This window comes from Microbacterium proteolyticum, assembly GCF_029639405.1.
Lineage (GTDB): Bacteria > Actinomycetota > Actinomycetes > Actinomycetales > Microbacteriaceae > Microbacterium.
In genome coordinates this window covers 1,284,909-1,297,212 of the sequence record NZ_CP121274.1, presented here as the reverse complement: position 1 = coordinate 1,297,212, position 12,304 = coordinate 1,284,909, and the positions used below count along the sequence as shown (strand labels likewise).

Annotated in this window: 15 protein-coding genes; 7 read left to right on the top strand and 8 right to left on the bottom strand. The window is 72.7% G+C overall.

Annotated elements, in window-relative coordinates; translation table 11 throughout:
• Positions 1-40 precede the first annotated feature (40 nt).
• Positions 41-1,135, bottom strand: coding sequence for a citrate synthase (locus P8R59_RS06825; RefSeq protein WP_278103290.1), 1,095 nt, complete (start codon positions 1,133-1,135; stop codon positions 41-43).
• Positions 1,136-1,187: 52 nt separating this feature from the next.
• Here P8R59_RS06825 and P8R59_RS06820 point away from each other — a divergent pair, with 52 nt between their 5' ends.
• The 3 genes from P8R59_RS06820 to P8R59_RS06810 all read left to right on the top strand — a co-directional run bounded on the left by P8R59_RS06820 (position 1,188) and on the right by P8R59_RS06810 (position 3,079).
• Positions 1,188-2,369 (top strand): citrate/2-methylcitrate synthase, encoded by a 1,182-nt coding sequence (locus tag P8R59_RS06820; RefSeq protein WP_278103289.1) that lies wholly within the window; start codon positions 1,188-1,190, stop codon positions 2,367-2,369.
• Between the two features lie 75 nt (positions 2,370-2,444).
• Complete coding sequence (locus P8R59_RS06815) at positions 2,445-2,687, top strand: type II toxin-antitoxin system Phd/YefM family antitoxin (RefSeq protein ID WP_278103288.1); 243 nt, start codon at positions 2,445-2,447, stop codon at positions 2,685-2,687.
• Positions 2,684-3,079 (top strand): type II toxin-antitoxin system VapC family toxin, encoded by a 396-nt coding sequence (locus P8R59_RS06810; protein ID WP_278103287.1) that lies wholly within the window; start codon positions 2,684-2,686, stop codon positions 3,077-3,079. Before P8R59_RS06815 ends, P8R59_RS06810 begins: the two co-directional genes overlap by 4 nt.
• Before the next feature lie 13 nt (positions 3,080-3,092).
• Here the strand turns inward: P8R59_RS06810 and P8R59_RS06805 are convergent, their stop codons facing one another.
• From P8R59_RS06805 to P8R59_RS06795, 3 genes are read right to left on the bottom strand one after another with little or no spacing between them, the layout of a single operon-like run.
• Positions 3,093-3,362, bottom strand: a complete 270-nt coding sequence (locus tag P8R59_RS06805) for a DUF6457 domain-containing protein (protein ID WP_278103286.1) — start codon at positions 3,360-3,362, stop codon at positions 3,093-3,095.
• Positions 3,359-3,943, bottom strand: coding sequence for a molybdenum cofactor guanylyltransferase (mobA, locus tag P8R59_RS06800; protein WP_278103285.1), 585 nt, complete (start codon positions 3,941-3,943; stop codon positions 3,359-3,361). Before mobA ends, P8R59_RS06805 begins: the two co-directional genes overlap by 4 nt.
• Positions 3,940-5,154, bottom strand: a complete 1,215-nt coding sequence (locus P8R59_RS06795) for a molybdopterin molybdotransferase MoeA (RefSeq protein ID WP_278103284.1) — start codon at positions 5,152-5,154, stop codon at positions 3,940-3,942. The genes mobA and P8R59_RS06795 overlap by 4 nt, the downstream gene beginning before the upstream one ends.
• A gap of 91 nt (positions 5,155-5,245) precedes the next feature.
• Here P8R59_RS06795 and P8R59_RS06790 point away from each other — a divergent pair, with 91 nt between their 5' ends.
• Positions 5,246-5,734 (top strand): DUF1990 family protein, encoded by a 489-nt coding sequence (locus tag P8R59_RS06790; protein WP_278103283.1) that lies wholly within the window; start codon positions 5,246-5,248, stop codon positions 5,732-5,734.
• A 35-nt stretch (positions 5,735-5,769) separates the two neighbouring features.
• On the opposite strand, the gene P8R59_RS06785 is transcribed toward P8R59_RS06790, so the two are convergent.
• The 3 genes from P8R59_RS06785 to P8R59_RS06775 all read right to left on the bottom strand — a co-directional run bounded on the left by P8R59_RS06785 (position 5,770) and on the right by P8R59_RS06775 (position 7,805).
• On the bottom strand, positions 5,770-6,381 hold the full coding sequence (locus P8R59_RS06785; protein ID WP_278103282.1) for a copper resistance CopC family protein: 612 nt from the start codon (positions 6,379-6,381) through the stop codon (positions 5,770-5,772).
• 2 nt (positions 6,382-6,383) lie between these two features.
• A complete protein-coding gene (locus P8R59_RS06780) occupies positions 6,384-7,139 on the bottom strand; it encodes a YcnI family copper-binding membrane protein (protein ID WP_077050978.1) in 756 nt (251 codons plus the stop codon).
• Between the two features lie 72 nt (positions 7,140-7,211).
• Positions 7,212-7,805 carry a hypothetical protein gene (locus P8R59_RS06775; RefSeq protein ID WP_278103281.1) on the bottom strand — a complete coding sequence of 198 codons (594 nt, stop codon included), beginning with the start codon at positions 7,803-7,805 and terminating at the stop codon, positions 7,212-7,214.
• 158 nt (positions 7,806-7,963) lie between these two features.
• Here P8R59_RS06775 and fdhD point away from each other — a divergent pair, with 158 nt between their 5' ends.
• Genes fdhD through P8R59_RS06760 form a run of 3 tightly spaced genes read left to right on the top strand, consistent with a single transcriptional unit; the run spans position 7,964 to position 11,558 of the window.
• A complete protein-coding gene (gene fdhD / locus P8R59_RS06770) occupies positions 7,964-8,842 on the top strand; it encodes a formate dehydrogenase accessory sulfurtransferase FdhD (RefSeq protein WP_077050979.1) in 879 nt (292 codons plus the stop codon).
• 60 nt (positions 8,843-8,902) lie between these two features.
• Entirely contained in the window at positions 8,903-11,224 is a 2,322-nt protein-coding gene (locus tag P8R59_RS06765; protein WP_278103280.1) for an FdhF/YdeP family oxidoreductase, read from the top strand.
• 4 nt (positions 11,225-11,228) lie between these two features.
• Entirely contained in the window at positions 11,229-11,558 is a 330-nt protein-coding gene (locus tag P8R59_RS06760; RefSeq protein ID WP_278103279.1) for a low molecular weight protein tyrosine phosphatase family protein, read from the top strand.
• Positions 11,559-11,689: 131 nt separating this feature from the next.
• Here the strand turns inward: P8R59_RS06760 and P8R59_RS06755 are convergent, their stop codons facing one another.
• A complete protein-coding gene (locus P8R59_RS06755) occupies positions 11,690-12,268 on the bottom strand; it encodes a TetR/AcrR family transcriptional regulator (protein WP_278103278.1) in 579 nt (192 codons plus the stop codon).
• Positions 12,269-12,304 lie beyond the last annotated feature (36 nt).

Below are 12,304 nucleotides of genomic sequence, written 5' to 3'. Positions count from 1 at the left end.
GCTCAACCCCGCGCGACGCACCGAAGCCGACGCCGCAGACCTACGCCGGCGGCCGCCCGACGTACCGCGCGGAGGGCCGGATGATCTTCGGGTCGCGCGCCTGCTCGAGGACGTGCGCGGTCCAGCCCACCGTTCTGGCCAGGGCGAACGTGGGCGTGAACATCTCGGGAGGGATGCCGCACTCCTCCATGACGACGGCGGCGTAGAACTCGACGTTGGCGTGCAGCGGCCGGTCGGGCTTGTGCTGGGCGAGGAGCCGTTCGGCCGTGCCCTGGAACGCCAGAGCCTGCGCGACCCGCGGGCCGCCGAAGCCCTCCGCGACCTTGCGCAGCAGCGCGGAACGCGGGTCGGTCGTGCGGTATACCGCGTGCCCGAAGCCCATCAGCCGACGGCCGGCGGCGAGCTCGCCACGGATCCACGCCTCGGGATCCTCACCCGCGCGGTCGAGACTCTCCAGCGCCCGCGCGGGCGCGCCGCCGTGGAGCGGACCCGACAGCGCCCCGAGCGCGCCGGTGAGGCACGCGGCCATGTCGGCGCCGGTCGAGGCGATGACCCGCGCGGTGAACGTCGAGGCGTTGAAGCCGTGGTCCATCGCGGCGATGAGGTACGCCGTCAGCGCCCGCTCGTGCGCGGAATCGGGATGGCTGCCGGTGAGCGCGGCGAGGTAGCCGGAGACGACCGGCCCCGTCGGGCCGGGGTCGGCCCTGCGGGCGACGGCGGCGATCACGCGCGGGGCGACCGCCGCGAAGGCGATCGCGTCGTCGAGCCGCCCGCGCTCATCGAGGTCGTATAGCGGACGGGTGCCCCGAGCGGATGCCAGCAGCGGCCACGCCGCACGGAGAGCGGTGAGCGGGTCGTCGGTGCGGGCCACCACGGTCTCGACGACACGGTCGACCGCGGGGTGCGCGGCGGCCGCCGCGACCCGGTCGAGGAAGGATGCCCGGGTCGTGGCATCCGGGAGCTCCCCGACCACCAGCAGATGCCAGACGTCTTCGAACGTGCGCTCGCGCGCGAGATCCACCGCCGGGATTCCGCGGTAGTGGTACATCCCGGCCTCGCCGTCCACGTCGCCGATGGCGGTTTCGGCCGCCACCACCCCCGTCAATCCGCGGGGCACATCGATCAGCTCGCTCATGCGCTCAGTGTGCGAACATGACGATCACGCCGTCAACGTTGATCGGATCAATGTGCCCCCTTCCCTCCCCCGTCTCACCGCCGCACAGGCCGCCTCCCGCCTCGGCGTCAAGCCCGCGACGCTGTACGCCTACGTCTCGCGCGGCCTGCTCGCGCGCGACCGCGACGCGCACGGCTCGACGTTCGACGCGCTCGAGGTCGAGGCGTTCGCCGCCGCGCGTCGGCGCACGGCCGCGCAGACGCCCGCGCACCCGACGACCGGTCTCCCCCTCGGGGTGATCCGCACCGATGTGGCCGACATCGAGGACGGCGAGCTCCTCTACCGCGGTCGCCGCGCCCGCGACCTGATCGACCGCCCGTTCGCCGAGGTCGTCGCCTGGCTGTGGGATGCCGAGCGCGTCGACGCACCCGACACCGCGATCGGCTCCGCCCGCGCGATGGTGCAGGCGCTGCCGCTCCACACGGGCCCGATGGACCGCCTGCGCGCGGCCCTGACGGGCTTCGCCGCCGACGATCCGCTGCGCCGCGAGGCGAGTCCTGACACGGCGTATCGCATCGGATGGACCCTCCTGACCGGACTCCCCGTCGCCCTCGGCGGGCACCCGCACCCCGATCTCGCGCGCTCCCTCGTCACCGCCTGGATCCCCGCGCCGTCAGACCCGGTCGTCGCCGCCGTCAACGCCGCTCTCGTGCTGCTCATCGACCACGATCTGGCGGTGTCGACCTTCGCGGCGCGCGTCGCGGCCTCCGCGCGCGCCGACGGATACGCCGCGGTCAGCGCGGCGCTCGGCGCGGCCGATTCCCCCCTGCACGTCTCCGCAGCGACCCGCACCGCCCGCCTGATGGCCCGGGTGCGTCGCGGCCTGGAGCCGGAACGGGCCCTGGCCGAGGCGCTGCAGGAGGGCAACGGCATCCCGGGGTTCGGTCATCCGCTCTACGACGGCGTCGACGATCGGGCCGACGCCCTGTTCCCGCTTCTCGCCACCCTGCCCGACGGCGAGGGGACGATGGATGCCGTGCGCCGGCTGCAGGAGGTCGTCGCCGACCGCGCCCGCCTCGCGCCGAACGTCGACCTGGCGCTGGCGGCGCTCGCCTCGGCGGCCCGGCTTCCCGAGGACACCGCGGCCACGGTCTTCGTCGTCGGGCGGACGGCCGGGTGGATCGCCCACATCGCCGCCGAGTACGCCGAGCCCGCGATGCGGCTGCGTCCGCGCGGCGAGTACGTCGGGCCGTGAAGTTTCGGGCGGCCGGAGGTGAAAGCGTCCGCCTTCGCGCTCGTCCTCACCAGGGACCTGGCTAGGTTGCCGGACATGATGTACAACGTCCTGGAGGCCCGGAACCACCTCTCGCGGCTCATCGCCGACGCCGAGTCCGGCGTCGAGGTCACGATCGCACGACGGGGTATCCCTGTCGCGCGGATCGTGCCGATCGCCCCCGAGCCGCGACGGGCGAGCAACGCCTTCGCGCGATGGCTCGCGGAGAACCCCCTGACTCCTGACCTGGCGCGTCCGGTCGATGAGATCGAGGCAGTGATCGCCGAGAACAGGGCGTGATCTACGTCGACAGCTGTCTCGTCATCTACGCCGTCGAGCGCGACGACGGCGTCGGGAGCCGAGCCCGCGAAGCCCTCGCCGGTTCCGACGAGCCGCTCGCGACGAGCCCGCTGGTGATTCTCGAGGCTCTCGTCGGCCCGATGCGAGAGGGAGACGCGCTGCCACAGGCGCAGATGTGGGACGCCCTCGACCGCTTCGAGCTCCTCCCCGTCGACGATGACGACTATCTCCGCGCCGCTCGGCTTCGGGCGCGGCACCGCGGACTGCAGACGGCGGACGCGCTGCACCTCGCCGTCGCCCAGCGCGCGGGGTGCACCGCGTTCTGGACCAACGATGCGCGCCTCGCGGGCGCCTCGGGCGGTCTGGCAGTGGACGTGATCGGCGGTGGATGACACCGCCCGGCGCTCAGCCCGCGTGCCACCGCTTTGCGAGTTCGACCACCGCGGCGACCGCGGCCTCGGTGTCGGCGGGCGTCCCCCCGGCACGGCCCGCGACGAGACCCGCGACGAACGCGCTCAACGGGGCGGCCGGCCGCGCCACGCCGTTCGCGACGTCGCGCGCCAGGTCGAGGATCAGCGAGATGGGCACATCGCCCTCGGCGAGGCCGAAGCGCTCGGCGAGCGCGGCGCTCCACTCGTTCAGCGCCTCGGGCGGCAGGGTGCGGGATTCGGTCACGGCTCCTCCTCGGGCTCGCTCGCGGCCGAGCCTCCGACCGCCGTCAGATCGTCCCACGTGTCGATGTCGCGCGACAGCGCCGCGGGCGCGTCGACGAACGCGATCCGCAGGCTCGAGAGAAGCGCCCGCATCGCGGCATCCCGTCCGCCTCCGGGAATCGTGGATGCCGCCGTGCGGAGCGCCGCGGTCCGGTATCGGCCCGTGAGCCACTGGGGTCGGCCGCCCTCGGCGAGACACACGCCGTCGGCGTCGGCGGGGATCGGCGGAAGGGCGCCGACCGCGGCCGCCGGGTCGACGAGGTCGCACGCGAGGAGCAGGACCTCGTCGGCCTCGACCGCGCCGAGCGCCGCGACGGTCCCCGCGACGGGACCGCCGAACGGCGGATCCTCGCGCACCCAGATCACGTCGAGGTCGGGCACGAGGACCGGCGCGGCGACGACGGTGCGCTCCGCACCCGCGTCCCGCACCGCGGCCACGGCACGGGCGAGGAGCGTCTCTCCGTCGAGCCGGAACAGGGGTTTCCGCGCTCCGCCGACACGGGCGGCCCGGCCTCCCGCGAGCAGGATCGCGTCGAGGCTCATCCGACCCGCACCTCGACGAGGTCGCCGGGCTCGAGGTCGCGCTCGCCCGGCGGGATCACGGCGTAGCCGTCGGCGTCGCCGAGGCCACGGGTGGAGCCGCGGGTGCCCGGCACGGGCGGCACGGCGCGCCACGCGGCGGGATCGGTCCGGTCGAGGCGCACGGGAACGTACTGCACCCGGTCGGTGCGCACCCGCCATCCCTCGGCGAGCGGCAGTCGGACGACCGTGCGGTCCTCGCCGGAGTCCCCCTCCAAGGCGCGCAGCGCGGGGCGGACGAACACCTCGAACGACACCGCCGCACTCACCGGGTTGCCCGGCAGACCGAACACGAGGGTTCCCGCGGCAGTGCGCCCGAAGCCCTGCGGCCGCGCGGGCTGCATCGCGACCTGCACGAACGACAGCAGGTCGCCGAGGCTGTTCTTCACGACCTCGTACGCGCCCGCGCTCACCCCGCCCGAGAACACGACGACGTCCGCTCCGAGCCGCTCGGCCTCGGCGATCGATGCCCGCGGCCCGTCGCCCTCGTCGGCGATGCTGGCGCGGAGCACGACCTCGGCCCCCGCCTCCTCGGCGAGACCCGCGAGCAGGTAGCTGTTGGACTCCGGGATCTGCCCGTACCGCAGCGGCATCCCGGGCGCGACGAGTTCCGACCCGGTCGAGATCACGGCGACCCTCGGCGCCCGGGCGATCTCGACGGACGCGGTTCCGGATGCCGCGATCGCGGCGATCCGCGCGGCGGTCAGCCGCACTCCGGCGGGGGCGATCACGGCGCCGGCGGGCGTGTCCGACCCGCGCCGGCGGATGTGGGCACCGGGCCCGCGCGAGGCGATCAGCACCTCGGTCTCGGACAGCGACCCGTCGAGGCCGAGACGGGTGTCCTCGAAGGGGACGACGGCCGTGGCATCCGTCGGCACGGGAGCGCCTGTCATGATCCGCGCGGCTTCGCCAGGACCCAGGGTCGGGTTCCGCGGCGTCCCCGCCGGCAGGTCGGCCACCACCCGGAGCGTGACGGGGACGGTCGCGACGTCGTCGACCCGCACGGCGAACCCGTCCATGGCCGAGTTGTCGAAGCCCGGCACGTCGACGGCCGCGTGCACCGGATGCCGCAGCACTCGGCCGCGGGCGTGCTCGAGGGGTCGCTCCTCAGCCGGAAGCGGCACGACCGCGGAAAGGATCGCGGCGAGGTGCGCGGAGACCGCGATCACAGGCATCCCCTCAGCGTAGGCGGCGGGTCCTGGCATCCGGTCCGGTCCTGTTCGCAAGCCTCGCCCGCGACGGCCGCGCGCGAGTACCGTGTGCGGCATGAGCGACCTGACCTACCCCGAGATCGGGGCGACGGCGGGGCGGCTGCCGCCGGGGTATCACCACGTGCGCGCGGAACGCGTGATCGGTCGCGGCCGGGTGGCGTTCGAGCAGGCGGCCGACGCGCTCCTGTGCGGAGCGGTGCAGCGGCGGGCGGGAGCGACCGTGCGGTTGTCGCAGACGCCGCTGCGCGTCGGAACCCGGATCGACATGCGGCTGGGGCCGTTCGGCATCCCGTGTCTGGTCGTGTGGGCGGAGCGCGACGACGACCACGCCGGTTTCGCCTACGGCTCACTGCCCGGGCACCCCGAGAGCGGCGAGGAACGGTTCGAACTGACCCTCGCCCCCTCGGGAGAGGTGACCTTCACGATCACGGCGTTCTCGCGTCCGGGCCGCTGGTTCACGCGCCTCGCGTGGCCGGTGAACCGTTTCGTCCAGCGCCGCATGACCCAGCGGTACCTCTGCACCCTGGATTCGCCGACGCGCTGAGAACGGGGAGGGGCCGCAGCCCCTCCCCGCCCGCGTCACTCGGTGTCCGCGTCACCCTTCCGGCGCGGCCGCAGGAGCAGCGCGATGACGACACCGACCACGATGACCGCCACGCCACCGACGGACAGACCGATCACCAGCCCCGAGGGTGCGGCCGCGGGCGCCGCGGCATCCGGTGCCGCTTCCGCCTGTTGCGAAGCGACGTTCGCGCAGGGCGACGACTCGGCGCCCTGGCCGACCGGCTCTCCCGCGGCGGGCGCGTACGAGAACGCGTAGGTTCCCGACACGGGGTGCCCGTCGGATGACACCGCCCGCCACGTCACCTGGTATTCGCCGGCGGCGCCGAGCTCGACCGGGGTGGTCAGCGTCGGACCGGCGAGCGCGGTGCAGTCGGTCTCGTAGTGACGGGCGTCGGGCCCGACCACGATCACCTCGTTCCCTCCGTCGGCGCCGAGGAGGTTGGCGCTGAACGTCAGCTCCACATCGGATGCCGTCGACACCGTCGCATCGGCGGCGGGCGTCGACGAGACGAGGCTGTCGTGGGCCGATGCGGCCTGTGCCCCGCCGAACGCGGCGCCCACGGCGACCGCGGCGACGACGAGGCTGAGGACGCCGACTCGACGCCGGGGCGCCGTGAGCGCGCGCACGGTCAGGCCTTCTTCGGACGGCGGGCGAACGCCAGTGCGCCCAGCACCGCGCCGCCGATGCCGATGACGAGCGCGGCGATGCTGAGGCCCAGGGCCGCGCCCGCGGAACCGTCCGTGGACGACGCCGACGCCTCGGACATGGTGTGGTCGTCGTGTCCGTCGGCCGCGGGTGCCGCGGTCGACGTGTCGTGCGACGCACCGTGACCCGTGGTCGGGGGCGCGTCGTTGATGTACAGCACGGGAGCGGGCTCGAGCGTGTCGTCGGCGGCGACCTCGTCGGGAGTCGCCGACCAGTTCACGACCTCGCCGTCGGAGTACGTCTGCACGGCCGGGAGGACGACGTGTCCGGTGTCGGGCACGGGTCCGAGGACGGCCGAGAAGACCTGGAACTGGTCTTGGCCGATGCCCACGCCGGGGTCGGCCTGCCAGACGATCTTCAGCGGTCCGTCGCTGACGGTGTTGCCGTCGACCTCGACGGGCGCGGGGTAGGCACCCTTCTCGACGGTCGCCGTCCAGCCGGGCACCGGCTGCACGAGAACGGCGGTGAACGGGGTGTCGGTCGGGAGCGTCACCTCGACCTTGACGGTCGAGGCCGTCTCGGACTCGGTCGGAACGCGGAAGTTCACCGTGGCGTAGCTGCCCGGAGTGGCGGTGTTCGGGTTGACGGTGACGTGTGCGGATGCCGCGAGGGGCACGCCCAGCGCGAGGGCGAGGCCGGCGGCCGCGCCCACGAGGGCGCGCGAGAGGGAACGGGACATGAATGCTGCTTTCTGAATGTGCGCAGGCGTGATTGCACGCCGGAACGCGGGGGGTGAGGAGGTGGGAGGGTTCTACGTCGGAAGCGGCGGACCCCGATGCCTCATCACCGACAGGACGGTCATGCCGACCGTCAGCAGCGGCCGCTCGGGACGCACCCGGGGCAGCGCGAGCGGGCGCGGTGCCGCCAGGGGCACCAGCGCGCGGAAGGTGTCGGACAGCAGCCCAGCGACCGCGCGCAGCGCGCGTTCCCCCGATCCGAGCGCGAGGACCGTGACCCCCGCGGCGGACGCGTGCGCCAGCCACATCCAGGGCGACTCGGTGCCCGTGAGCCCGTGGGCGTGACCGGATGCCGCGACCTCGGCGAGCGCGACCGCCTCGCCGTGGTGCCCGGCCGTCGCGATGCCCCCGCTCAGGTCGAGAGCCAGCAGCGAGTGGAACAGCAACTGGCTGGCGGCGATCGCGGCCGTCAGACGCCACCACGACACCGTGCGTCCGACGAGGGCGATGCACAGGGGCGACGCGAGACTCAGGGCCAGGACGACGTTGAGCACGGAGGGGAGCTCGCCGGCGGCGACGGTGTGCGACAGGGTCGCGACCAACGTCGCGACCACGGCAGCGGAGACCCCGCGTGCCGCGCGGCGCGCGCGCCCCGCCCGTGCCGACATGTCGGTCCTCTCCATCCGTTCGCTGCCATTCCACCACACGGGTCGGACACCTCGGCGCCGTATGGCGCCCCGCTCCGGCGGTCCCCGGCGCCGCCCCGCGCCCGTCGTCCGGGCGTACGCTCGACCCATGTCCCCCTCCTCGCGCGGCCGGTCCTGACATGGGCCGCCTGACCGCTCCGCGTCGCGTCACCCGCATCACGCTGGACGGCGTGAACCGGCAGCGGCCGGACGTGGTCGCCGTCGAGGAGCCGCTCGAGATCCGGGTCGCCGGTTCCCCGCTGTCGGTGACGATGCGCACGCCCGGGCACGACGTCGAACTCGCGGCCGGATTCCTCGTGTCGGAGGGCGTCCTCCATCGCGGCGACCAATTCGCGCGGGCGATCCACTGCGGCGGACCGGGCACGGGCGGCGCCGACGGCAACACCTACAACGTCCTCGACCTCACGCTCGCTCCCGGTGTGACGCTCCCCTCCCCCGACATCGCCCGCAACTTCTACACCACGAGTTCGTGCGGCGTGTGCGGCACGGCATCCATCGAGGCCGTCGAGAAGGTGTCGTCGTACGACGTGTCAGAGGATGGCATCCGGGTCGATGCCGTCGATCTCGCGGGCTTCCCCGACCGGCTCCGCGAGGGGCAGAAGGTGTTCGAGAAGACCGGCGGACTGCACGCCGCGGCGCTCTTCGACATCGCGACCGGCGAGATGCTCGTCGTGCGGGAAGACGTCGGACGACACAACGCCGTCGACAAGGTCGTCGGCTGGGCCCTGCTCAACGACCGGCTGCCGCTGCGGGGAACCGTGCTGCAGGTGTCGGGCCGCGTGAGCTTCGAGCTGGTGCAGAAGGCCGTGATGGCCGGCATCCCGATCCTGTCCGCCGTGTCCGCGCCGTCGTCTCTCGCGATCGAACTGGCCGAGCGCGCGGGACTCACCGTCGCGGGATTCGTCCGCGGCGGCAGCATGAATCTCTACACACGTCCGGATCGCATCCTCGTTCCATCCACAACCCCCGCACTCGCGGAAAGCTCCGGCGTACGCTGACCGCAGGCGCACGGTGTGTGGATGCCACCGACTCGGCGCCGAAACCATCGGAGGGTGAACATGGGTGACGCGTTCGGGCTGATGAAGGACGCACCGCGTCAGGGCGGCCTCGGCCCCGCCGTCACGGGCGATTGGGAGAGCACCGGCGAGTACGAGCACCCGGCCGCCGGCTGGGGCGCGGCGCTCACGGTCGGGAAGGTCCTGCTCGAGCAGCGCCAGCCGATCGCCGGCACCAAGGCCATGTTCACGATGAACCACCCGAAGAGCGGCTTCGACTGCCCCGGGTGCGCGTGGCCTGACGACAAGGGCGTCGCCCTCGACATCTGCGAGAACGGCATCAAGCACGTCACGTGGGAGATGACGCACAAGCGCGTCGGCAAGGAGTTCTTCGCCGAGCACTCCGTGACCGAGCTGTCGCAGTGGACGGACTTCGCGCTCGAGGATGCCGGTCGCCTCGTCGGTCCGATGGCGTACGACGCCGCGACCGACCATTACGTGCCCATCTCGTGGAACGACGCGTTCCGCCTGATCGCCCAGCACCTGCAGGGTCTCGACAGCCCCGACCAGGCCGCTTTCTACACCTCGGGGCGCCTGAGCAACGAGGCGTCGTTCCTCTACCAGCTGTTCGCGCGCGAGCTGGGCACGAACAACCTTCCCGACTGCTCGAACATGTGCCACGAGGGCTCGGGCCGCGGGCTGACGGCTTCCCTCGCCACCGGCAAGGGCACCGCCGACCTCGAGGACTGGCAGAACTGCGACGCGCTGTTCGTCCTCGGCGTCAACGCGGCCTCGAACGCGCCGCGCATGCTCACGAGCCTCGCCGAGGCCGTCGAGCGCGGAGCGCAGGTCGTGCACGTGAATCCGCTCCGCGAGGTCGCGGCCACCCGCACGATCGTGCCGCACGAGATCGTCGACATGGCCACGTTCCACGATCACCCCACCAGCACCCTCAACCTCCAGGTGCGCCCGGGCGGCGACCTGGCCCTCATCCGCGGCATGGCCAAGGTCGTGTTCGAGGCGGCCGAGCGCGACCCGTCGGTGCTCGACCAGGCGTTCATCGACGGCTACACGCACGACTACGAGGCCTACCGCGCGCTCGTCGAGGCGACGCCGTGGGACGCCCTCGTCACGCAGGCGGGCCTGACCGAGACCGAGATCCGGGCCGCTGCCGACATCTACCTCGCGTCGGAGCGCACCGTCATCAGCTGGTGCCTCGGCGTCAGCCAGCACGAGCACGGCGTCGACACGGTCCGTGAGATCGTCAACCTCCTGCTGCTCCGCGGCAACGTCGGCCGCCTCGGCACCGGACCCTCGCCCGTGCGCGGCCACAGCAACGTGCAGGGCAACCGCACGTGCGGGATCAACCACAAGCCGACGGAGGAGTGGCTCGCGAAGCTCGACGAGGTCTGCGGCATCCAATCGCCCCGCGATCCCGGACTCGACACCGTGCACACCGTCGCGGCCCTCCACCGCGGCGACCTCAGGGTGTTCGTCGGCATGGGCGGCAACTTCGTGCGGGCCGCTCCCGACACGAAGCTCACCGCCGAGGGCATGAGCCGCTGCGAACTCACGGTCCACGTCAGCACGAAGCTCAACCGCAGCCACCTCACCCACGGCAAAGCGGCGCTCATCCTCCCGTGCCTCGGCCGCACCGAGCGCGACGAGCAGGAGTCGGGTCCGCAGTCGATCTCGACCGAGGATGCCATGAGCTCCGTCATGCTCTCGCTCGGGTCGCGCAAGCCCGCCTCGCCGCACCTGCTCAGCGAGCCGGCGATCATCGCGCGCCTCGCCCGCGCCGCGATGCCCGACTCGAGAACGCCGTGGGAATGGTACGTCGGCGACTACGACCGCATCCGCGACACCATGGCGAAGGTGCTGCCCGGGTTCGAGGGCTTCAACGAACTCGTCCGCCAGCACTGGGGCTTCCGCATCCCGCAGCCGGCGCGCGAGCGCGACTTCCGCACGCCCTCGGGCAAGGCCGAGTTCTCCACCGCCGAGCTGCCCGACGTCATCCCCGCCGACTCCGACGTGCTGGTGCTCCAGACCATGCGCTCGCACGACCAGTGGAACACCACGATCTACTCGGCCGACGACCGCTACCGCGGTGTCCGCAACATCCGCGAGCTCATCTTCATGAACCGCAGAGACATGCGCGACCGCGGCATCGCCGAGGGCGACCTCGTCGACATCGTGGCCACCTCGCGCGACGGGTCGGTGCGCAGCATCACGGCGTTCCGGGCGCTGGAGTACGACACCCCGCGCGGCAGCGCCGCCGGGTACTTCCCCGAGATGAACGTGCTGCTCGGCCCCGACGACTACAGCCGCCAGAGCGACCAGCCGCTGATGAAGAGCCTGCGCGTGCGGGTGGCCAGGACCGCCTGACCGGATGCCGCCGCTGCACGTTCTGTTCGTGTGCTCGCGCAACCGCCTCCGCAGTCCGACGGCGGAGGCGGTCTTCCGCGACTGGCCGGGGATCGAGGTCGCCTCGGTCGGCCTGAAGCCCGACGCCGAGGAGGTCGCGACCCCCGAAGACATCGCGTGGGCCGACCTCATCCTCGTCATGGAGCCGACGCACAAGCGCGAGCTGTCGCGCCGGTTCGCGCCGCAGCTGCGCGACACGCGCGTGGTCGTGCTCGGCATCCCGGACGACTACGGATTCATGGATGCCACCCTCGTCGAGCGCCTGCGACGGGTGGTGCCGCGGCACCTGCCGTGACGGTGGTCCCTGGCATCCGGGGTCGAGCTGCCCGGGGCCCGGCGCAGCCTCAGTGATCCGCAGCGCCTCAGCCCGAATCCGGGCAACGCGACGGAGTTAGCGCGAATCGCTGAGCCAGCGCCGCCGCCGGCTCACGCCGCGGAGTCGCCCCCGAGCACCGCGCGCAGACCGACGGAGTACTCCTCGAACGTCGCCTTCACGCCGAACGCGCGCTGCACGATGTATCCCTGCGCGAGCGCGACCATGTGGAGGCTGAGGTCCGTGGCATCCGTGCCGGGATGCTCGGCCACCCACGGACCGAGGGCCTCCTCGTAGGCGCGCCGGATGCGCCTCACGATGTGGGTGATCAGCTGCTTCATCTCGGGGTCGACCGCTGCTTCCGCCCACATCTGCAGGACGACCGAGGCGGGGGTGCCGTCGTCGTCGAACCCGCGGAGGAAGCCCGCCACGAGGTCCCACGGCGAGCGCGGCTCCCCGCCTGCAGCCGCGATGTGCGCTTCGCGCGCCCCGATCACGGCGTTGGCGGCGTAGAGGGCGATCTGCGCCTTGCTCTCGAAGTGCGAGTAGATCGACCCGGTCGACAATCCGGACTCCGCCGAGATGTCGGCGATGGCTGTCCGGGCGAGACCTTTCCGCTCCATGACCCGGATGGCGGCGCTCACAATCTCGTCGCGGCGGGCCTGCGAGGACGCTTCCGTGAGTCTCGGCATGCAAACAGAGTACCCGTTCTGTATAGTCGCACCCAG